The sequence below is a fragment of the Corynebacterium sp. CCM 9204 genome (genome assembly GCF_041357695.1).
Taxonomy (GTDB): Bacteria; Actinomycetota; Actinomycetes; order Mycobacteriales; family Mycobacteriaceae; genus Corynebacterium.
Map to the genome: position 1 here is coordinate 434333 of NZ_JAUERX010000003.1, position 20287 is coordinate 454619.

24 protein-coding genes, 1 tRNA gene and 1 pseudogene are annotated in these 20287 nt (G+C 63.3%); 15 read left to right on the forward strand and 11 right to left on the reverse strand.

Annotated elements, in window-relative coordinates:
• Positions 1-2 precede the first annotated feature (2 nt).
• The gene (locus tag QWU43_RS08420) at positions 3-1424 is read right to left on the reverse strand and encodes a zinc-dependent metalloprotease (RefSeq protein ID WP_370914360.1); all 1422 of its coding nucleotides are present in this window, start codon (positions 1422-1424) and stop codon (positions 3-5) included.
• A gap of 143 nt (positions 1425-1567) precedes the next feature.
• On the opposite strand from QWU43_RS08420, the gene QWU43_RS08425 reads away from it, so the two are divergent.
• A complete protein-coding gene (locus QWU43_RS08425; protein WP_370917577.1) occupies positions 1568-2635 on the forward strand; it encodes a PDZ domain-containing protein in 1068 nt (355 codons plus the stop codon).
• On the opposite strand, the gene QWU43_RS08430 is transcribed toward QWU43_RS08425, so the two are convergent.
• Both QWU43_RS08430 and QWU43_RS08435 read right to left on the reverse strand, forming a co-directional pair.
• Positions 2632-3414 (reverse strand): hypothetical protein, encoded by a 783-nt coding sequence (locus QWU43_RS08430; RefSeq protein WP_370917578.1) that lies wholly within the window; start codon positions 3412-3414, stop codon positions 2632-2634. The two genes, QWU43_RS08425 and QWU43_RS08430, sit on opposite strands and share 4 nt — an antisense overlap.
• A 4-nt stretch (positions 3415-3418) precedes the next feature.
• Positions 3419-3991 carry a PPA1309 family protein gene (locus tag QWU43_RS08435; protein ID WP_370914357.1) on the reverse strand — a complete coding sequence of 191 codons (573 nt, stop codon included), beginning with the start codon at positions 3989-3991 and terminating at the stop codon, positions 3419-3421.
• Positions 3992-4082: 91 nt separating this feature from the next.
• On the opposite strand from QWU43_RS08435, the pseudogene QWU43_RS08440 reads away from it, so the two are divergent.
• Both QWU43_RS08440 and QWU43_RS08445 read left to right on the forward strand, forming a co-directional pair.
• Positions 4083-7085, forward strand: a pseudogene (locus QWU43_RS08440) (UPF0182 family protein); the annotation flags it as partial.
• A gap of 244 nt (positions 7086-7329) precedes the next feature.
• A tRNA-Met gene (locus QWU43_RS08445) sits at positions 7330-7406 on the forward strand.
• Here the strand turns inward: QWU43_RS08445 and QWU43_RS08450 are convergent.
• Positions 7363-7773, reverse strand: coding sequence for a helix-turn-helix domain-containing protein (locus QWU43_RS08450; RefSeq protein WP_370917636.1), 411 nt, complete (start codon positions 7771-7773; stop codon positions 7363-7365). The two genes, QWU43_RS08445 and QWU43_RS08450, sit on opposite strands and share 44 nt — an antisense overlap.
• 424 nt (positions 7774-8197) lie before the next feature.
• Here QWU43_RS08450 and QWU43_RS08455 point away from each other — a divergent pair, with 424 nt between their 5' ends.
• From QWU43_RS08455 to QWU43_RS08495, 9 genes are all read left to right on the forward strand, one after another.
• Entirely contained in the window at positions 8198-8692 is a 495-nt protein-coding gene (locus tag QWU43_RS08455; protein WP_370917579.1) for a hypothetical protein, read from the forward strand.
• Between the two features lie 229 nt (positions 8693-8921).
• Complete coding sequence (locus QWU43_RS08460; protein ID WP_370917580.1) at positions 8922-9440, forward strand: hypothetical protein; 519 nt, start codon at positions 8922-8924, stop codon at positions 9438-9440.
• Positions 9441-9597: 157 nt separating this feature from the next.
• A complete protein-coding gene (locus QWU43_RS08465) occupies positions 9598-9894 on the forward strand; it encodes a hypothetical protein (protein WP_370917581.1) in 297 nt (98 codons plus the stop codon).
• A complete protein-coding gene (locus QWU43_RS08470) occupies positions 9887-10528 on the forward strand; it encodes a hypothetical protein (RefSeq protein WP_370917582.1) in 642 nt (213 codons plus the stop codon). The genes QWU43_RS08465 and QWU43_RS08470 overlap by 8 nt, the downstream gene beginning before the upstream one ends.
• 184 nt (positions 10529-10712) lie before the next feature.
• A complete protein-coding gene (locus QWU43_RS08475; RefSeq protein WP_370917583.1) occupies positions 10713-10895 on the forward strand; it encodes a hypothetical protein in 183 nt (60 codons plus the stop codon).
• A gap of 143 nt (positions 10896-11038) precedes the next feature.
• Positions 11039-11584 (forward strand): cutinase family protein, encoded by a 546-nt coding sequence (locus QWU43_RS08480; protein ID WP_370917584.1) that lies wholly within the window; start codon positions 11039-11041, stop codon positions 11582-11584.
• Positions 11585-11759: 175 nt separating this feature from the next.
• Positions 11760-12221 (forward strand): hypothetical protein, encoded by a 462-nt coding sequence (locus QWU43_RS08485; RefSeq protein WP_370917585.1) that lies wholly within the window; start codon positions 11760-11762, stop codon positions 12219-12221.
• Positions 12222-12269: 48 nt separating this feature from the next.
• Entirely contained in the window at positions 12270-12443 is a 174-nt protein-coding gene (locus QWU43_RS08490; RefSeq protein ID WP_370917586.1) for a hypothetical protein, read from the forward strand.
• Between the two features lie 48 nt (positions 12444-12491).
• A complete protein-coding gene (locus QWU43_RS08495) occupies positions 12492-13229 on the forward strand; it encodes a hypothetical protein (RefSeq protein ID WP_370917587.1) in 738 nt (245 codons plus the stop codon).
• A gap of 141 nt (positions 13230-13370) precedes the next feature.
• Here the strand turns inward: QWU43_RS08495 and QWU43_RS08500 are convergent, their stop codons facing one another.
• The 3 genes from QWU43_RS08500 to QWU43_RS08510 form a co-directional block, all read right to left on the reverse strand.
• Positions 13371-14195 (reverse strand): hypothetical protein, encoded by an 825-nt coding sequence (locus QWU43_RS08500; protein ID WP_370917588.1) that lies wholly within the window; start codon positions 14193-14195, stop codon positions 13371-13373.
• Between the two features lie 100 nt (positions 14196-14295).
• Complete coding sequence (locus tag QWU43_RS08505) at positions 14296-15390, reverse strand: DNA methyltransferase (RefSeq protein ID WP_370917589.1); 1095 nt, start codon at positions 15388-15390, stop codon at positions 14296-14298.
• A 134-nt stretch (positions 15391-15524) separates the two neighbouring features.
• Positions 15525-15785: a hypothetical protein gene (locus QWU43_RS08510; protein ID WP_370917590.1), complete on the reverse strand. Its 261-nt coding sequence runs from the start codon at positions 15783-15785 to the stop codon at positions 15525-15527.
• Positions 15786-15883: 98 nt separating this feature from the next.
• On the opposite strand from QWU43_RS08510, the gene QWU43_RS08515 reads away from it, so the two are divergent.
• Positions 15884-16243, forward strand: coding sequence for a hypothetical protein (locus tag QWU43_RS08515; protein WP_370917591.1), 360 nt, complete (start codon positions 15884-15886; stop codon positions 16241-16243).
• Between the two features lie 109 nt (positions 16244-16352).
• Here QWU43_RS08515 and QWU43_RS08520 read toward each other — a convergent pair whose 3' ends face one another.
• Both QWU43_RS08520 and mobF read right to left on the reverse strand, forming a co-directional pair.
• Positions 16353-18065: an AAA family ATPase gene (locus QWU43_RS08520; protein WP_370917592.1), complete on the reverse strand. Its 1713-nt coding sequence runs from the start codon at positions 18063-18065 to the stop codon at positions 16353-16355.
• 182 nt (positions 18066-18247) lie between these two features.
• The gene (mobF, locus tag QWU43_RS08525; RefSeq protein WP_370917593.1) at positions 18248-18700 is read right to left on the reverse strand and encodes a MobF family relaxase; all 453 of its coding nucleotides are present in this window, start codon (positions 18698-18700) and stop codon (positions 18248-18250) included.
• A 43-nt stretch (positions 18701-18743) separates the two neighbouring features.
• Here mobF and QWU43_RS08530 point away from each other — a divergent pair, with 43 nt between their 5' ends.
• Positions 18744-19004 carry a hypothetical protein gene (locus tag QWU43_RS08530; RefSeq protein WP_370917594.1) on the forward strand — a complete coding sequence of 87 codons (261 nt, stop codon included), beginning with the start codon at positions 18744-18746 and terminating at the stop codon, positions 19002-19004.
• A gap of 237 nt (positions 19005-19241) precedes the next feature.
• On the forward strand, positions 19242-19811 hold the full coding sequence (locus tag QWU43_RS08535) for a hypothetical protein (protein ID WP_370917595.1): 570 nt from the start codon (positions 19242-19244) through the stop codon (positions 19809-19811).
• 28 nt (positions 19812-19839) lie between these two features.
• Here the strand turns inward: QWU43_RS08535 and QWU43_RS08540 are convergent, their stop codons facing one another.
• Positions 19840-20025 (reverse strand): hypothetical protein, encoded by a 186-nt coding sequence (locus tag QWU43_RS08540; RefSeq protein ID WP_370917596.1) that lies wholly within the window; start codon positions 20023-20025, stop codon positions 19840-19842.
• Entirely contained in the window at positions 20022-20249 is a 228-nt protein-coding gene (locus QWU43_RS08545) for a hypothetical protein (RefSeq protein WP_370917597.1), read from the reverse strand. Before QWU43_RS08545 ends, QWU43_RS08540 begins: the two co-directional genes overlap by 4 nt.
• Positions 20250-20287: the final 38 nt, after the last annotated feature.

Genomic DNA, 20287 nt, shown 5'->3' on the forward strand with positions numbered 1-20287 from the left:
GATCAGGAACGTGGCTCGTCGCCTGTTCCATCGTCCCCGTCGGCGTCCGTCTCGTCCGATGGACCCTTCCGATCGGCTTCCTCGGCGAGCATCTTCTCTAGGGCGTCGATCTCGGCGATGGGGTCGAAGTCATCCACCCCGCCCTCGTCGAGCAGGCCGTCGATGAACTCCGCGGAGTTCTCCAGATCGGAGGCCACCGGCAGGAAGTCGGGGTGGTCCCAGACGGCGTCGCGGCGCTTCACCCCCACGGCCACCTCGACGCGGCGCCACAGCTCCATGGCCTCTGCGACCTTGGGCGCGGCGAACTCGATGCCGACGACCTTCGAGAATGCCTGCTCCGCAGAACCTCCGGTGGCACGCCGCCGTCGCCAGGCCTCATTCATCGCGCCCGTGGAAGGGATGCGGTCACCGATGGCCTCGGTCACGACGAGCTCGACCCAGCCCTCGACGAGCGCGAGCATCGTCTCCAGGCGGGACGCCGCACCCGCGTTGCGTGAGGAGATCCGGGGAGAGAGATCCATGCCCTGCAGGCGCTGCATCGCGTCCTGGATCTGCGCCGGGTCTCCGCTCTCCAGATTCAGCTCACGGGCCGCCTCCTCGATGTGGGAGGTATCGATCACCAGCCCGGCGGCGTATTCCTCGACTGAGGAGACGAGACGCTCGACCAGCCACGGGACGTGCTTGAACAAACGCTGACGGGCTGCTTCCCGGACACAGAGGTAGAACAGTGCTTCCTGCATCGGGACGTCGAGGCCCTTCGACATTTCCTGCAGGTGAACGGGGAGAACGGCGGTGACCCCGGCCGGTGCGACGGGGAGGCCGAAGTCTGACCCGGTGAGGGCCTGGCGTGCCAGATCCCCCAGAGCGTTTCCGAGCTGCATTCCGAAGTTCATGCCGGACATCTGGTTCATCATCTGCAGCATCGGGCCGATCATCTGCCGCGCCTCCTCGGGCAGCGACTCCAACTGGGCCTCATTCATCCGCTCGGCCACGGGAGTAACCATCCGCTTCCATACTGGAAGGGTCTGCTCCAGCCAGGTCTCGGCGTTCCAGGCCTCTATTCGCGTCGATGCAGTGGGAAGTTCGGTTGCATCATCGAGCCAGAGTTCAGCGAGCCGCACGGCATCGGTCACGGCGGTGACCCGGTTGGCGGGAACCGGTTGAACACGGCCGATCTGCTGGCGGGCGATACGCTCCGCGAGGGCGTAGTTCACCGCGCCCTGGCCATCGGGCGAGTTCATGGATGAACCCATGCCCGACAGCATCTGGCCGAACTGGTTCAGCATGTCGCCCAGGCCGCCACTGCCCATGTTGCCTCCGCCCATGCCCGGACCGAAGCTGAAGAAACCGAAGTTGCCCTGACCGTCGTTGCGGTCGTCATCGTCATCATTACCGGGTCGGAAGCCAAAACCATGGTTGTTCATGGCTCCAACCTACCGGCGGCCGCGAGAGCTTTGCCATTGCAGAGACAACGCTGTCAGCGAACAGTGGCCGCGACCCCCTGGGCGTCGGTGTGCCGACGGTTCGGGGACGGGAACGGGGTGACGGGACTGTATCGTTGGGAGGCGTGAATCGACGAACAAGCACCGTTCTGGCCGGAGCTCTCCCCGTGGTCGTGCTGACCTTCCTCGCTATGGCGGATCATGTCCCGGGGACAGGGATCGATCTGACCGTCCCCTACGCCGCGGAGGGGCCGGGGCCCACATTCAACACTCTCGGTGAGTATCGGGGCGTGGAGGTTGTTGATGTCGTTGGTGCCGATCTCGATGAGACCGAAGGCAACCTCAACATGACGACGGTGGAGGTCCGGACAGGGATGACGTTCGCGCAAGCGGTGCGGCGCTGGTTGTCAGAGGACACCCTCGTGCCCATCAGCCACTTCATTCCACCGGGAACGACCCTGGAAGAGATCACGGAACGCAATGAGGTTCAGTTCTCCGACTCGGAGGCCGCGGCGACGATCGCTGCCATGGACTACCTCGATCGCCCAGTGGAGGTCCGTGTACTCGGTACCTCACCCGATTCCGCAGCCGACGGTGTCGTACGGGAAGGGGACGTCATCCGGGCCGTCGATGGCAGGGAGGTTACCCAGCCCGCAGAGGTACGGGAACTCGTGCTCGAAAAGTCCCCGGGAGATCAGATAAGACTTGATGTTGTCCGCGAGGGTCGCCCGGAGACTCTTGATCTCACCCTCGGCAGCCACGGCGAGGACTCCGATGTGCCCCTGCTGGGGGTGTTGATGGAAGTCACACCGGCAGATGGGGTCACCGTCACGTTCAATCTGGATGATATCGGGGGGCCGAGTGCCGGAATGATGTTCAGTCTCGCCGTCGTGGACAAGCTCAGCCCCGGACTTCTCAACGGTGGTCGTTTCGTGGCCGGAACCGGGACCATCGACGCGGACGGTACGGTGGGGCCCATCGGTGGGATCGTGCACAAGGTCCGTGCCGCCCGGGACGCCGGGGCGGAGGTGTTCCTCGCGCCGACGGCGAACTGTGCGGAGGCGGTCAGCCGTGATCACGGTGAGATGACGGTGCTGAAGGTCGACAGTCTCTCTGATGCGATTGACCAGATGGCCGCGTACGACGCTCACCCGGGTAGTGCCGTCACCTGTGAGGATCAGCTCTCCGACTAGTCGGAGACACGGCTGGTGGCGGGTACGGGTGAGCTCTCACCGGTTTCCGTTGATGCCGTGACCGAAGGGGCGCTCGTTGTCGTCGTGGCGCGTCTCGCGAGTCCGAGTTCGAGGATGCGCTCCCGTGGGTCCTGCTCATCGGTGGATATCATCTGCTGCAGGACGACGCCGCGTGCATTATCCACCACGGTGATGATCGCCACGGTACCGATACTGGACCAGCCGACGATGACGTCCCCGTCGTCCTGCACGATCCGGGCGCTGCGCAGTTCGGTCAGCAACTGGGTCGTGGAGGCGGCCTTGCTGTCGTTGTCGAAGAACTGGAACTGCCCGACCTCTTCGCCGGAGCACGCCGAAGAGTCGGCGACACCGTTCGGCATGCAGGAGTCGAACTTCTCGAATAGTGATCGTGGAGCGAGGCTGCCGAAGTGCTCATAGGCATCCTGGACGCTACGGGGCAGTTTCCGGGGGCTTCGTTCAGGACTCGTCGTTGTGCGTGAGCTACTTGTCACCGGGGTGGAGGATCCTGATTCAGACGCCAGTACGGAGGACGCTGGTGTTGTCACTGTCACCGAGGTGTTCTCATCCCGGGTGGTGGACACAGGTTCGGGGTTCTCAGTGGGGTTTCCACCGGTCGCGGTGCAGGCGGAGAGAACCAACGTGGCCGCGAGCACGGCAGTGGCTCGGAGACCACGGACGGAGTGGAACATGGGCGGGGCGGTGACGGACATCAGTGTGTTCCTCGTCGTGGGGGCGGGTGCACCGGTCGGATCGCTCATGGGTTCAGTCGATGACCTGCTGCTCGAAAGTGTAGTGAAGGGCGGCGATGACGCCGGGAGCGACGCCCGGCCCCCCGCGCAGGCTGATCTCATCCTCCGCGAAGGGCCCCGCTGCCGCGAGTTCCTCCTCGGTGGGGCGCAACTGCAGTAGAGTCAGCTCTTCACCGCTGCGAAGCACCCCCGAGAATAATCTCGCGGGTTTCGCCTCGATCAGGCCACCACCACCCGGTTCGGTATCCTCCGGGTCGGTTCCCGCCGTGTCACGGAAGAGGATCTCCTGCGCCAGGATGACCCCCGTGACCTGCTCGGGCCACGCGAGTCTCGAAATGAAGTCACCGAGCTCATCGGAACCGCCCTCGATGTGCGGAGGCAGTGCCTCCTGCTGTACCAGGGTCAGTGGGGCATCATCCTCCACGAGGTCAACCACCCCAACTTCGTCGATGAGCGTCGATGTCTCGACGAGGGCGAAGAGAATGGGGGAGGAATCCCAACCTTCGGCGTGGACGTGCTCGACCGCCTCCATCATGGCCTTGTTGAGGGCCTGCTGGGTGCGGGGGGACTCCGGTGTCACTGGCATGGAGATGGATGCTCCCGTTTGTCTCGGATAAGGAAAAAGAAAGTACTGTTGAATACTATCCGTCACGCGCACGTTAATTAAAGGAGTTGGCTTGTCTAGCGGCCTTAGCCCCCAGAAGCCGTTCAAACGACCCCCACGGGTAGTCAGCGGAATCATTTTCACCATTACTCTGTTCGTCTTCGTTGCCCCGATGCTCGTCGGTTACTACACCGACTGGCTCTGGTTCTCCGAGGTTGACTTCCGGGGTGTGTTCACCCGCGTCCTGTTCACCCGGATCATCCTGTTCCTCGTGTTCGGGGCTGTTGCCGCGTTCATCGTGTGGCTCGCGGGGTTCCTGGCATTCAAGTACCGCCCCAAAGACATCACCGATGGTTTCAATTTTGATCCGGATAACCCGATCCGCGCTTACCGTGCCGCTATCGAGCAGTCACTCAAGCGCGTCCTGCTCGGTGTCCCGCTCTTCGTCGGTGTCCTCGCCGGAGTGGTGGGCCAGGCGAATTGGACGACCGTATCCCTGTTCCTCAACGGTTCGCCGTTCGGGGTGAGCGATCCGCAGTTCAACCGAGACTACGGCTTCTACGCCTTCACTCTCCCGATGCTCAGGTTGGTTGTGGGATCACTGTCCTCACTACTCATCGTCGCGTTCCTGGTGGCTCTCGTTGGGCACTACCTGCTCGGTGGAATCCGGGTGGGAACCAACGGTTTCTCGGAGCGGGGGAGCATGTCCAACCCGGCCCGCATCCAGCTCGCCGTCACCGCAGGGCTGTGGATGCTGCTGCATGTTGCAGGCTACTGGCTCGACCGCTACGACCTGCTCAGCGTGCAGCACAGCGGAATCCAGGGCAGCTCCTTCTACGGTGGTTCCTACACGGACATCAACGCTATTCTGCCCGCGAAGATCCTCCTCATGGTCATTGCCGCCTTCGTCGCGGTGGCCTTCTTCTCCGCGGTCGTCCTCCGGGACCTGCGCATCCCGGCGCTGGCGACGGGACTCATGGTACTGTCCGCGCTGATCATAGGAACTGCCTGGCCGATGGCCATCGAACAGTTCTCCGTCGCACCGAACCGCGCCGAGAAGGAATCGAAGTACATCGCCCGGAACATCGAGGCCACCCGCTACGCCTACGGCGTCACGGATGACGAGGTCACCTATGTCTCCAACTGGGGGGCGGAGGGAGCCTCGGAGGAATCCGTCGCGGATGATGTCGCCACGCTGTCGAACATCCGCCTGCTCGACCCGCAGATCCTCTCTGACACATTCACCCAGCAGCAGCAGCTCAAGAACTTCTACGGCTTCCCGAACAAGCTCAACATCGACCGCTACACCGTCGACGGCGAGCTCCGTGACTACGTCGTCGCGGCCCGCGAGATCGACCCGAACTCACTGAAGGGCAACCAGCGGGACTGGATCAACCGGCACACGTTCTTCACCCACGGCAACGGCCTCGTGGCCGCCCCCGCGAACAAGGTCGACGAGGTGGCCCGCGATGTCGGATCCACCCGCGGTGGCTACCCCGTCTACACCGTGAGCGACCTGCAGAGCCTTCAGCGCCGCGCCGAGAACGAGGAGGCGGAGAAGCTCGGTATCGAGGTTACCGAGCCCCGTGTCTACTTCGGCCCCGTCATCGCCTCCGGTCCGGAGTCGAGCGACTACGCCATCGTCGGGGCGAAAGGCCCCAACGGTGAGGCGCTTGAATATGACGCCGACGGTCAGAGCTACACCTACACCGGATCCGGTGGCGTCTCCATCGGAAACCCCGTCAACCGTGCGGCTTTCGCGCTGCGCTACCAGGAGATGAAACTGCTCCTGAGCGATCGGATCGACGGTAACGCGAAGATCATCTTTGAACGTGACCCCCGCTCGCGTGTGGAGAAGGTCGCCCCCTGGCTGACCACCGACTCCACCACCTATCCCACCGTCATCGACGGGCGCATCAAGTGGATCGTCGACGGCTACACCACCCTCACGAGCTTGCCCTACGCCCAGCGCACCACACTCACCGAGGTGACACGTGACTCGCTGAACGCCAGCGGCACGAACCAGCGTCTCCTCACCGACCAGGTCGGCTACATCCGCAACTCGGTGAAGGCTGTCGTCGATGCCTACGACGGCACCGTCGAACTCTATGAATTCGACGAATCCGACCCGGTGCTCAAGGCATGGGAAGGAGTGTTCCCCGGCACCGTGAAGCCGAAGAACGAGATCTCGGACGATCTTCGTGAACACCTCCGCTACCCGGAGGATCTGTTCAAGGTTCAGCGCGAGATCATCGCGAAGTACCACGTCGATGACGCCCGCGTTTTCTTCACCGCCGATGACTTCTGGTCCGTTCCCAGCGACCCGAACGCCTCCAAGGGGGTTGAAGGCGTCAATCAGCCCCCGTACTACGTCGTCGCAGCCGATCCCGAGACCCGGGAAGCCGGATTCCAGTTGATCACCCCGTTCCGTGGCCTGGAGCGTCAGTTCCTCGCCGCACACATGTCCGTGTCCTCCGACCCGGACAACTTCGGCAAAATCACCGTTCGGGTTCTGCCAACCCAGACCCAGACCCTCGGCCCGGCTCAGGCACAGGACACGATGATGTCCTCCGACCAGGTCGCCCGGGACCGCTCACTGTGGCAGGGCACGAACGACATCAAGAACGGTAACCTCCTGACCCTGCCCGTCGGTGGGGGAGAGATCCTCTACGTCGAGCCGATCTACACCCAGCGCAAGGATCAGGACTCCGCCTTCCCGAAACTGCTGCGTGTGCTCGTGAACTACAACGGCCAGGTCGGTTACGCACCGACCATCGCTGAGGCGCTGAGCCAGGTGGGTATCGATCCGCGTTCCGCCGCGGACGTCGAGGAAGCCACGGACCTGCCGGACAGCGTCGAGAAGACGCCCGCCGGTGGTGAGTCCGGCGGCGGCGGAGAATCCACACCACCGACCCCCGCGGGCGTTCCGGCAGCGGACCTCAACGAGGCGATGAACCGTGTCTCCGAGGCACTCAAGGGGCTGAACGACGCCAAGAATGATTCCCACGAAAAGTACGGTCGGGCCCTCGACCGACTCGATCGTGCGGTCGCCGAGTACCAGCGGCTGCAGAACAGTGCGGGTAACGCGGACACCCGCTCAGAGGAATCCGGGGACAGTACCCCGGAAGATTCCGCAGGTGCAGACTCCTGACGGATGACTGAAGCGGTGAGCCCCATCAACCGGGTTCGCCGCTTCTCTCATTTTCGCAGTTCAAAGCGTCGATTGGACGTTCATCGGGAAGCTATGTAAAGTAACTCAACGTTGCCAGGGAGCAAACGAAAGAAAGTTTCCCGGCACGGTGTCAGTACGTAGCACCCGACGCGGGGTGGAGCAGCTCGGTAGCTCGCTGGGCTCATAACCCAGAGGTCGTAGGTTCAAATCCTGCCCCCGCTACCACGTACACGAACCCCCTCTCCTTCGGGAGAGGGGGTTCGTCGTGCTTGGGGGAAGACGCGTGACGGTGGAGTAGTTCGGTGATGTCGACGCCGAAGAAGTCGGCCGTGGCGTAAAGGTCGGAGAGCGACCACGCGATTTCACCGCGAACCTTTCGACTGGCTGTTGCCGCTGAAACGCCGAGGGCTTCAGCTAGCTGACGGCGCGTTGCTCGGCTTAGGAAGGGGAGTTCGTTCACCTTGATCCCAACGCGCTCGTCTGCCATAAGGGGTTGTGTCTCAAGTGCCTTGACCTGCTTGGATGATGTCCTGGGCCAAACACTAGTATAAGACGTAAGAAGCGCAAGAGATAACGTGTGACGCAATTCCATGCGTGTGATTCACTTTTGAGCATGAGCTTACGTGAGGCGTTAGCGATTGCGGCCGACGATTCATGGGTGTCAGTGAAAGAGGCGGCGGAGTTGCTGCCGGGAACCTCGTTGCGATCTGTTCAGAACTGATGCAAATGAGGGCGGCTGGACGGGGCCGTTCGACTGCTGTCCGAGCAATGACGAATTCCAGTGGCAACTATCGAGGCCCTGATGATAGCTCCCGATGCGGGGAGTGGTCGGTGATGGCACCTTTTGGGCGTGAAAGTGGGGTCGCCTCCAATGCAGTGGAGACGGCCCCACGAAACAGTTCCAGAATCAGCAGGCTTCAGCCAATGGTGGGGCGTTCATTTCGTGCTGGCGCCAGATTACCCTCGCCGCTTGCTCCTGCCAACCCGTTATCCGCGTCTCTTCGCTGGGGGTCGGCATGAGTATTCGCGCGATGCTGTGGGTTCTCGATGAACTCAAGGAGCTGCCTGCCTGCCCCACACTCGTTATGGTTCCCTTTGCCGACTATGCCGACGGACGGTACATGCTGCTCATCGCAGGAGCGGATCGCGGCTCGGGTGCGAGCGAGCGTTCGGTGCGTCGGCATCTGACGTGGCTTCAGGAGCAGGGACTGGTCGATGTTGGGCACCGCTGGGCGCAGCGAGGCGCTGGTCGCGCGATGCGGCTCTCGTCGGTTTACCGGCTGTCCGTCGGCAAGATGTGGACGCCTGATGGGGCGCCGAAGAAGGCTGCCGCCCATCGCGTTTCAGCTGGTCGGGCCGTACCGGACAAATGGTGCAGCCATACCGGAGACGGGTGTCCAGTATATAGAAGAACCACCAGAAGAACCCCCACCCCTCCACCCCCCACTGGCGGATCTTCCGAATGCGGAATCGCCGACCTTGGACGCTGGCGCGTTCGTCGGCGTCGTTGAGCCGCCGGCGGGGACGGCGACTGGCTGCTGGTGCGCTCGGTGCTTCCCGAGCAGATACAGGCCCTTCCGGGCGGTGACGTCGCCCGCGTGGCCACGGCTCTGCGTGAGCGGCTGGCGGCCGGCGGGTGGAGCGAGACGCGAATCCGGGAGACGCTCGCAGCACGCGCACTGCTGGCGACGGTGCGCACCTCGGCGGGCTGCTCATGGCCGGCTGTGTGACGATGTGTCGGTGGCAGCTGCCCCACGTGGCAGCTCAGCGAGTGCCAGTGCGAGTACGGGGCGCTGGCGAGTTGTGGTTCCGGGCGGTCGTGCAGTGACGGCGTCCGATCTGGATCTCGGGGTGCTGGCGATCGCCCACAACGCGGCGCGTGCTGAGGGTGACCCACGTGCGGCAGCAGGGCTGTTTGCGTTCGCTGAGGCCGTCGGCGTCGAGCAGTTTCTCGTCTACCCGGTTGGACGTCGGTCGGATCGGAGGGGCGCATGGGCACAGCGTCTGGAACCGACACGGTGGTGCGCAGTTAGTGGTGGCGTGGCCAGTGGTGGGACAGCCTGCTCGGGGCGTTCGTCGATTTGGCTGATCTGCCAGACCTGCGTGGCGGGGCGTGTGTGGTCTCTGAGCTACTGGCATCGACCTGGTATTTCCACATTGAAGGCGATACGCATGCTGATCGCATATCGCGCCACAGGATCGCCCAGGACGTTTGCCGGGGTTTCCGCTCCGTCAGATGCGCACCGACTACGCGGCTGATCCGGCCTCCCGCGCTCACGGCGTGTGGGGTGGCCGGGTGCATTCGCCGAGGCGCCGTGATTGAGCGATTGCCCCGCCGTGGGGGAGAGCATTGGCTGGGCCGTGGCGTTCGCCGACGGTTCTCGCCGGGATATGGTTTCGGGATGGAAAGGCTGTGATGGCACGTAAACCCCTGTGGGAGTGGATTTTGGGACTTGGGCCGGAACCATCGTCCTGTGACGTTTTGGAGTTGGCGTTCTATGGGGTGTCGACGCTGGGTTACCAGACCTACTACGACGAATCGGACGTGCAATCGGAGGTCGTGAAACTGGGTTCGCTGGTTATGGTCGGCCGGCAGCCGGAGCGCGGCGACTGGGCAGAATTCCTCGATGGTGCCGGTGGAGGCATCGCAGACTGCTGCCGGAACCACGGTGACCGTCGCCATCGACGAGGCCTAGTAGGTCATCATGGCTAAGTCATGGTTTGACCAGTTCGACGACACCCCGACGGCGGTGTTTCGTCCGATCGACGTCGACAGGCCGGTCAAACCTGTGGTGCGGCGCCGGGTCGTCGCACCACAGGCATCGGCGAAGACGTCGACGATCAGCATTCCGACGATGGCGCTGATGGTTGCGTGCGGAGTGGGCATCGGCGGTATCGGCATCGCAGCGCTGGTGCTGGGCGTGGGCGGCGACGACGAAGCGCCGCCACAGCCGGCTGCCGTGGAGTTGTCAGCATCACCTAGTGGGAGCCTGGTGAGTGCTGACCGGGCGGTGGGAGTGACCGGAGACTTCGCTGCCACCGGTGCGCAGGTCGACATCGACGCCGAGGCGTCCAGCTCGCTGCGCGGGGCCATTGTGGTATTCGAGACCGTCTACTACTCCCAGGACGCCGACGGCGTCCTGGACACCGTTGCGGCCGGTTCCGGTTTGGCCGCGACGGACTGGGAAACGGTGCTGCCCAAGGCGGCGCCTAACGGCGTGAGCTGGTGCGCGGTCATGCGGCCCGAATTGGGGCAGACGGTGGACATCGATCTGACGGTGACCGATCCGGCCGGTGAGGTCACCACGTATCCGCAGACCATTCGGGGTGAGAAGATGGCTGGCTAGTGGCAGCTGATGTCGGTCTCTGCCCGGGAATGAAAGAGAGAACACGTATGAAGCGATCATTCGCATCGACTGTGTCGATACTCAGTGCCGGTGTGCTGGTTGCGGCCATCGCGCCAGCTGCTGCTGCGGCGCCTTCGGTGTCGTCCGAGACTGCCTCCGGGGACAGGCATACCCAGCGGTGCAGATGAGCCTGATCAACTCCGCCCAGGACTCCGCTGCCGGTGCGGAGGACAGTGGGTTCCTGTCGACGGTGTCCAACGACGTGATGGATACCGCCAATACCGATACCCTGACTGACCCCTCGTTCGGTTTTGCGGCCGACAAGGATGAGCCGACCGCCGAGCCGTCCGAGTCGGACGCGCTGTAGTCGGAGAGGGCTCGTCGACGGAGACTTCGTCGTCGATCGGCGATGAGCTGTGGGGAGAGGCGGCAGCAACGCCGACGACGCCCGAAGACACCGGCGCGAGCCTGTGGGACGAGTCGGCCTCGACCGAGGAGGCCTCCGGCGACGTGGCCACGCAAACTTCCGCGACGGCGTCGGAAGCGGCAGAACCCGCGCAGTTCGACTCCGAACCGGAGGCCACCGAGACTGTGGCCGCTGTCGGCGACGACAACGTGGGTCGCACCTTCATTGACTTCGATGCTCCGCGCACCGGGGTGTTCATCCCCGGCGTGGTGACCGGGCCGGACACCGGCGAATACGACGAAGCGGTGGTTGCTGCCATCGACAAGACCGAGGGCGTTCTGACCGACATCAACGACACGTACCCGGACACGCAGGTCATTATCATCGGCTACCCGCAGGGCACCCACGTCGCGTCTGCGGTGGGCAAGAAGATCGGTTCCGGTCAGGGGGCTATCCCCGCGGACAAGGTCGCGGGCCTGGCGATGTTCTCTGAACATACCAGTAGCGAATCGCAGCCAACTGTCGCCAACGGGGCGTCAGCCCCTGGTACCTCGGGCGACAACGTGTCGGAGCTCGGGACTTCGGTGGGGCCACCACTGACGACAGTACTTCGACGTCGGCGCCTGCCGGTGCCGGTGTGGCGACACTGACCGACGCGGCCGCCGGCAAGGCTGACCCGAGCGGCTTCGCTGCCCTGTCTGATCGCGCGGTTTTTGGTGCCTGGATGGGGACTCTACGTGTACGATTCCTGAAGGCTCGCCACTGTGCACTCTGATCGCCAACGGCACCTCCCAGATCGACCTTAACGACCCGCTGGGGTCGCTGATGCGGGTCACCGATACTCTCGGCCCGGCGGTTGTCCTTGGTGGCGTGGAAACGCTCGCCGATGACTTGTCCTTCGGGCCGAACGGCTTTGAGATCGCGCGTACGGAAACGTCCGACGAGACGATGATCGGCCGGCTCGCCGCCGAGACCGAGCGGCCCAATGGCGATCTCGGTGAGATGGGTACTTGCCTGGTCACCGCTGGTTTCCAGCTCGGCGTCATGGCGCTGGCGGCTGGCATCACGTTCGCCAAAGAGGTCATCACACCGACGAACCTGGCGCAGATCGCTGCGGCTGGCGCCGCTGATCCGCTAGCGGCGGTGCCGGTGGTCGCCTCGAAGCTTGCACAGGCGTCGCTGAAGATCATCACCCCGGCGACAGCCACCGGTGTTGCTGCTCGCGTTTTCGACGAGATCAAGGCCGCCGGTATGGGTGATGCGGGACTGGCCGACGTTGCCGTCTAGGCAGCGTCGTGGAAGTCGATCGGCTCGGGCGCGTATGCCTCGACGCCGGTGACGGCTGACGGCCGCAGCTCGACGGATGTGGCGACGGACTGGGCGCTGGCGGCGATCGGTGACATCACGGGCCAGGCGCTGCCGGGCCTCGGGTTGGCGTCGATCGGGACGATTTCGGCGGCGATTCCCGCGTTCGACTCCGGTGCGATGTCGCTGATCGGGAGGTTGTGACTGATGGGAACCTAGGCCATTTCGCTGTCTCGTCGAGGTGGGGGAGGCATGCCGCTGCGCCGGGTGAATCTGCGGGCCGACGCCATGCTCCCTGTGGCCGATGAACCGTTGGTTCTCGCTGATACCTGGCAGACGGCGCCGGCGGTGTGGCTGGTGGATGCCCATGGAGATGCGGGCGTGACGAGTCTCTCGCACGTGTGGGAGCCGATGGGCGATGCCGGCCAGACGTGGCCAGGCACCGATGAGCACCCGTGGTGCGTGGTGGTGCGCCGCTCGACGAAGACGGGCCTGGAGAAGGCCCATCAGGCGGTGTTCCGCCGCGCGCCATGGAGCCGGGCCGCGCAGGAAGAATGCCGTCAGTGCTATGAGTCGGGGCAGATGGATGATGCGCAGATCCAGGACGTCGACGATCGCGTGGCCATGGGGCTCGTCGGGACGCTGTCGGTGATGGAGTCGTGGGATGCCGTCGCCGGCGGTTTGGACGATACTCTTGATCTTCAGGTCTCGAAGATGGGGGAGGCAGGCCGGGAGGTTGAGAAGTATCGGGACGGTACGGCGTTGACGTCTGCCGAGGTGGTGGAGGACTTGTCGCAGACCGAGGCGGCGGTCGATGCGGTGGCTGCGGCCGTGGAGGTCGGCGACTTCGTCCGCGACCCATCTGCGGATCTGGCTAAGCAGTCGGTGGCGGGCGGCAGTCGGTGGCGGGCGCTGGAGCGTCCGTGGAGGCCGGCTTCGGCGCTGATGCGGCCCGGGGTGCTCGACCAGCCGCAGAGTCTGGAACTGTGACGGAAACCCTGAAGGGACGAACAGGATTCGTGTCCACGACTGTGGCCGTGTGCGCCCAATCGAAGCATGTGGTCTTCGGGTTTCGTGCTGATTGTCTGGTAAACAGTCGTGCTGTTTATCTGATCTGTGCGTATCAGACTGTCATTTCATCAGCTCGCGCAGCTCGTCGAGGTGGCGTAAGATCGCGGCCGCAACTTCTGGGGCTACCTTCTTGTCACGGCTTTCCAGATTCTTCTGGAGCGTTTCAATTACCGCATCTTCTGACGCGGCCCCATTCTTGTGCAGATTAAGAAAGTCCACCCACGCTTGGGTTCTAATGCCCAGAATTGGGACGTTCATCGTCTGCGAGATGAATTCATCCATGAGCGGGCGCGATCGGGGAAGACGACCGAAGTTTCCGCCCCCATCATCGACTGGATGGACACTGACCTGATCAGCCTTTGTGGGGTATGGCTTAGCCCCCGCGGGCTGACGCAGAGCCGTATCTTTATCGGTGGAACGTAAGTTGGTCCACCAATAGTCTCGCCACTCTGCCGCATACTTCGCAGATTCGATCCACGGCTCCGCGACCTGGACTTTTCCGCTCACTGCACTGTTAAGATACCAGGGCACGACGCAAACGAGGTCGTAGGGAGTACATGCATCGGCGGACACCACATACCGGAGTGAGGGGACGCCTTCCTTGGCCAGCATCCACCACCCCTTAAGCTCAATGCCTAGAGCGATCGGCGTTTCACTGTTTGCGGATTGGTCAACGAGGCGAACATCGGGGAATGCTTGCCCAGACCGTTCGAACCGATACGTCGTCCATTTTGAGTCTGGATCCCAAATTGGCCGCAGTGTATTGAGGGTGCGGACGACCTCCAACTCGATTCCGGCCCCCAAAAAGGTGTTCAGGCTGAATAGATCGGTTGCCGCAACGCCGCTCACGGGGTGCTCGAACTCGAATTCGCCAGGTAGTGCCATAAGTGCAGCGCGAACCCCTTGAACTAGACCCCTGTAGCGATCGCTCGGGGCTAGTTCAGGTCGTGTGGGTTTATTATTATGCGAGTTTGATTCCATCTGGTTAGGCATGGCGAGCCTCTCGTATAGATGGTCTGCTGGAAGCTATTTGCGTTAACAAGTCTTCTTCGTGCGTCGGGTCACTCGTATTTGCCGCCATCAACAGTCGCTCGGCTGCAAGCTCGGCAAAGTACGGGTCAATTTCAGCGACGTATGCTTGCCGCCCTGTGGCGACAGCGGCGACCGCGCCAGTTCCAAGACCTCCAAAAGGTTCCCACACAACATCCCCAGGGTTGGTAGCCGCATGCACTAGCCGCTCCATTAGTTCCAAGGGTTTTTGGTTGAGGTGTGTAGTACTGGCCTTCGTTGGGCGGTACACGCGCGGAGCAGAACGTCGCAAGGAGCCCTTCATTCGCTCGCTGTCATGCAGGGGCGGACGGCTCCACACATTTGTCAGTCCATGAACGTGATTCCAGCGGTGGCGCATCCGATCCCACCGTTCCGCAGTCACTGATGTCAAGCTATCTATGCTGAAGTAGGGCCGACCACTCTCGAAGCCGTGTTGCGTGCAGTACTCCGCCATAGCCTCGACCGCGTGCCCCGGCGGCCAGTACCAAAGCCAATCGGCTGTCAGGTACTTACGCGTAGCAGCGTTCTTGACTCCGCACGCTTCGTTGGCGAGGTACAAAGGTAACCCTGAGCGCTGCCACTCATGACGCAGCCAGGCCTGTGCATCAAGCCGCTTTCCGTCTACTTCGACCTCGAACTTGCGTTGGTACAGGGCACACACTTCGGTGACGACGGGGAACTGACGGATCGTTTTCCCGTTGACGTTGCCAGCGATGTGGCTGATTCCCTTATCCCAGATCACTGTCTGAATGTATTCCCAGCCCTGGCGCTTCAGCTCGGGATGCACGGTCGCCCAACCAACTTCAGTGCCCCAAAACCACAACGCTGTGCCAGGCTCGGAAACGGCAGTCCACTGCTCGATATGTGGCCGGTACCATTCGACGAGTCCGTCCTCGTCGGTGGTATCTCCGTGGAATCCTCGCACGCCGTAGGCGCCGTCGCTGATGATGCACGACGGAGATGGCCACGTCGCGTAGGCCTCTCGAACATCACCCTTGTGAAGAGCGTAGACTTGTGCCGTGCCTGTCATCCCCAGCGTCCCTTTTCGTGTGTGCTGTATCGGTCGTTTACGTGACATTCTACGGTCAGGGTAAAAGACGGCGAGTGAAGGGCACCCGAAAGTGCTGAGCAGCGGAGCTTGGGTGCGTGAAGGCGGTTGGGCCGTTACAGCTCGCGGCCGGTCTGTCGGTCGGACGCGTTGCGGTGCAGTTGCTTCTCCGTGTCGGCGACCTCCGTCGAGGAGGTGGCGAGACGGTTGCTCACGTGCGCCGTCATGTTAGCCATCGCTTCCGCGAATGCGGTCGGCATGCCGGGGGCGGCGGGCGGCGCGACCTTTGCGACCGACTCGGCCTCGGGTTCAGGTGTCGGGGCAGGTGCGGGCTGGTTTGTGGGGCCAGGAGCGACGTATCTGTCGGTTTCAGCCAAGCGTCGAGCTGGCGGTCAGGCCCGATCGTCGTCGGAGGAGGGGCGGAAAGGGGGATGAACCCTTGTCAATATTCGTCATGTGGCGAATCTGTAAGGCGATGAGACCGAAGTCGACGGCGTCGCCAATTCCCGTAGTCGCCTCGTCCATGACTGTGCGGGGATCGGCCCCGGAGGCCAGCGCGTCGAGCCACGCCGCGCGGATAGACTGGCCCCTCACCAATCTTCTTCGCCCACGTCTGCGGGAGCCGATCGAGGAGATCGGGAAGATCGTCATTAATGAACCGGCCGATCGCGATATTGATGCCGTGGCGGTACAGCGCGCGCAGGCGCTCGGGGGACTGGATGACGTCGGCGTTATCGGGCAGCGTCTCGGTGGCCGCGACCTGACGGCGGTCGCGGGCGGCGGCTGCACAACCTCGGTCGGCGTCGGTGCCCCGGGGTTGCCCGTCAGGTGGTAGCGGCTGTCCTCGGCGTGCTCGTCGAGCGGGGTTTCGCACATCGAGTAGATCCGGTTCTCGCGCTTGCCGCGCGTCGTGGCCACGTACAGTCCGGCCCCGGTCGACCGAGTCATCGATGATCGCGTGGGTTACGTCGGTGGTCGCGCCCTACAATCGGTGCACGGTCGCCCCGTACCCGAGGTGCGTCGACGACGCGATGTAGGAGGCGGGCAGCACCTGGCGGCCTCCGGACTTCGTTTCGCGCACGGCGACGCTTCCGTCGTCCATGATCGCCTCGATGGTCATCGATGTTGCCGTTGATCACGCGGCTGGCAACGCCGTCGATGTTGGGGCGGAAGACGGTGTTGGTTCGGCAGATAATCGTGTCGTCGACGCCGGCAACGTCGCTGCGAGCCAGTGTCACTTCGCGGCTGGTGTCGACGGCCCCGGAGTCTATGTGGTGGGCGCGGATCATTTCGTTGATCGTGTCGACGTCATGATTGGTCGGAGCGATGATCAACGCGCTGCGGCCGACGTCAAGGTCGGCGAGGTACGCGTCTACGGCTTCGATGATCATCGCTTCGCGGCGCTCGCCGCTGACCCACCCGCGCGCGTCGTACAGCGCGACACCGGAGGCGTCGCGGTTGCGGATCGTCAGGCTCGCGGCAGCCTGTTCTGTGTCACGGCCCTTGGCAAAACGCATGACCTCCGACAGCTCGACGGTGGGCGAGCGGCGGCACATCGCGTTGAACAATCCGCCGCCGTCGACGGCGTCGAGCTGCATCGGATCGCCGATGAAACGCACGACCGCGTCCGCGTGGTGGGCGATGTCGATCAGCGCCGCGAGGTGATTCGTCGACGCCATGTCGGCATCGTCGACGAGCAGTATATCGCCGGGTTTGATTTCGATGGGCAGCTCTGCGGGATCTTGGCCGAGCTTGTTCGGGTTGTTTCCCAGCCACGTATGAGTCAGCGAGTCGATCGTGGTGGCCTGCGAACCGATGTCGTCGGACAACACTCGGGCAGCTGCGGCCGACGGTACCAAGCCGATCAGGTTGTGACCGGAGTCGCGCCATACGTCGGCGACATTCTTCATCGACGTCGTCTTGCCGGTTCCTGCCGGGCCGACACCAGTGGCTGCCACGGTGCCACACGTGAGCAGGTGACCGGCGAGTTCCTCCTGTCCACTGTTGAGCGAGAACCCCTCGGAGCGGGTGTGCTCGGCGAGCGCGCGATCGATCGCGTCGGCGCTGGTGAAGATTACGGTCGGCTCCTCGACCGCGTCGAGCGCGCGGACTTCGGAGTCGAGAATGGCGGCGGTGGTGAACTGCTCGGAGTTGAGCCGGTGGTCGATCTCGCGTCCATCGTCAGCGCGCAGCGCGGCCGGAAGTCTGGCCAACTCGTCGGCTGACAAGTCGATCGCCCACGAGTCAAAGATCGAATCCATGACGGCGGAGTGTGCGGTGTCGCGGTCGACGGCGCCGAAACGAAAGCCCTTCAGTGCAGTGGAAATGGCGGTGTCGATGTGGCTGCGGCGGAAAACCGGGCAGCCGTCCGTGACCTGCGAGACGATACGTTCCGCCAAATCAGCTGCATGATCGTCGATGGAGAACAGCGGGCATTGCGCCTTCGCGGAGCCATGCGCGACGGCATCGACAGCATCGAGAAGTTTATCACCTCGATGGTGCTTGGTGACTTCCTCGGCCGACTGCGCGCGCAAATCCGCCAACAATTCCGCTGGCTTCTTCGCGTCACGGGTTTCCAGGATCGCGGTCTGCCACATCTCCTTGGCCGCCAGGTTCGACGGCGCGGTGCCGTAGCGTTCGGTGTATTCGGCGACCATTCGTTCGTAGACCGGGCGTGCCAGTGCCCGCCGCATTGATAATAGGTGATCAATTCCTGCGGGACTCCGGCGACCTCCTAGACCGGCGCCTTGCCCGCCTCGCGCGGTGACGCAACGAACTCCAGGCCCAACCGCTCGGCGAGAAGATCTTGGATAGCGACGTCGTAGGGCGCGGAAAACGTCTAATGGTGTGCGAAGATCGGCTGCCCGTCGAGCGCCTTCCATGACCTATCCTCGGACTGCACCTTGTTGGAGATCAGCACGTGCGAGTGCAGATCCGGATCACTGGTGCGGGTGTCGAAGTGCGTGAACTCGGCGGCGTTGAGTCCACGGGTTGCGACTTGTTCGATGCCTCCTGCACCTCGTCGAGTGCGTGCAACGTTGTCCTCGACCCAACGCAAAGTGTCAGCGACGGCGTCGTGGTGGCAGCGGGAGATCGCGTTCGCGGTGTCCTCGTCGGCCAGCGCCCACAGCACACTGATTGACTTGGTGGGGGAGAAGGTGAAGTCGTAGCCGGCGACTGCCTGGCGCACTTGGTTCTTCTGCTGGTTGACCCATGCCGTGACAGCGGTACCGGGCGCGTGCGTGTAGCCGGTGGCTTCCTCGTAGAACTTCCGGCCAACCTTCTGCGCCATCTCGGAGCGGTCGGCATCGGTTGGGCGGTGGCCATGAACGTGTTTGAAGCGCTTTTCCGCGTCGCGCAACGCGTTCAACAAGGGGAATGTCGTTGGTGTAGATCGCGAACTGCCGGCCGATCAGATAGTCACTATTGTCGGGGTTGACGGCGGTCATCTCATCAGCCTCGGGGTGGATGCCCTCGCCGTAGAGTGTGGCCATCTGCGCCTCGTCGATGACGCGGTCGGCGACGACGGACTCGGAGTTGAACCCGGTCAATCCGCGTCCGATCCAGCGGCCTGGGGAGTGCCCTTGGCCTGGTAGCAGCCGGCCAGGGCGTCGGCCTGGGACGGTGCGTCGTTGGTCGCAACCGAGTGCGGCAAGTACTGGTAGCCAGTACCCGCGTGCACCGCTTAGCGTACACATCAACACCCGATCTCACTACGAGTGCATACTGTGTACGGCTCTTTTGGGGTTTTTCTGGGACTGCGAGCGTGCGAGCTGGCCCAGCGGCTGCTGGGGGTGTTGTGTGAGGTTTGGGGTCGGCTTAGTGTCGGGGCCATGACGGAAAAGGTGAAGAAGAAGGTGTCGCGGTTGACTGTTGCCAGACAGCGGGCGCGTGAGGCAATGCGGGTGGAAGCTGCCCACCAGAAGCGGATGGAGGCGGCGCTGGGGTCGGCGTTTTCCGCCGTGGCCGCGCATGAAGATGCGATGATCAAGCTCGGCGAGGCGGTCGTGGAGCTCCGCGAAATCAGCGAGTCAAATGCGTCGATCGCTGACTGGCTGGGCGTCGAGCGACGGGGGTGGTCTCTGAGGCGTGGGCACTGTGTCGGCCCGAGGAAGAACCGGACAATGACGACACCGTCGCAGATGGGGAAGCTGAAGCGACTGCCAATGACGGCGCTTCCCGTAATGAACATGACTAGCTTCGTGGCGCAGGGTGGGTTCGCGCTGGCGGCCTACTTGTCGACGCGGCGGGAGATCTACCTTGCGACGCTGAGTCTCGTCGTTGCAGGGGCGTGTTTGTTCGCTGCGGTGGATGACTCCGGGCGCGGTGTGAACCGTGAGAAATGGAGGACCGCCGGTTTGTTTACAGGTGACCTTGGGCAGTTCGGTGGCTACTGGCGGTGACCGGGTGTGTCGGCGAGATAGTTGGTGATCAGGCCGACGAGGAGTTCATTGACGCTGATGTCGTCGATGCGAACTGAATATAGAGGTCTCTGTGGGGGTTTTCGCTGATGCGGATCGTCAGCTTCACCCGTTCGTCGGTCGGTGGTGCGAACACTGCCCGGGCGTCGGTGTTCGAGATACGGGGGCAGCGCGGACTCATGGGGTTGGTGGTCACTGGATCTGTTCCTTCAGTTCGTTGATGGCGCCGTTGTAGCCGTGCCACGGCCAGGTCGGGTTTGTTCCCCACGGCGCTTTGATTTGCTGGCGTTGGGGAATGGCGTTGGTAAATACGGCGACTTGCTGGTCGGCGAGTGCTTCCTGGAGGGCGTGCAGGGTGCGCGTGCCGAATTGGACGGATGTCAGGAGGACGGCGCTGCTTGGGGGGGGCGGATCCAGCACGGTTGTGGTGTGTCCGGGCCGGGGCGATGCGGTGGTGC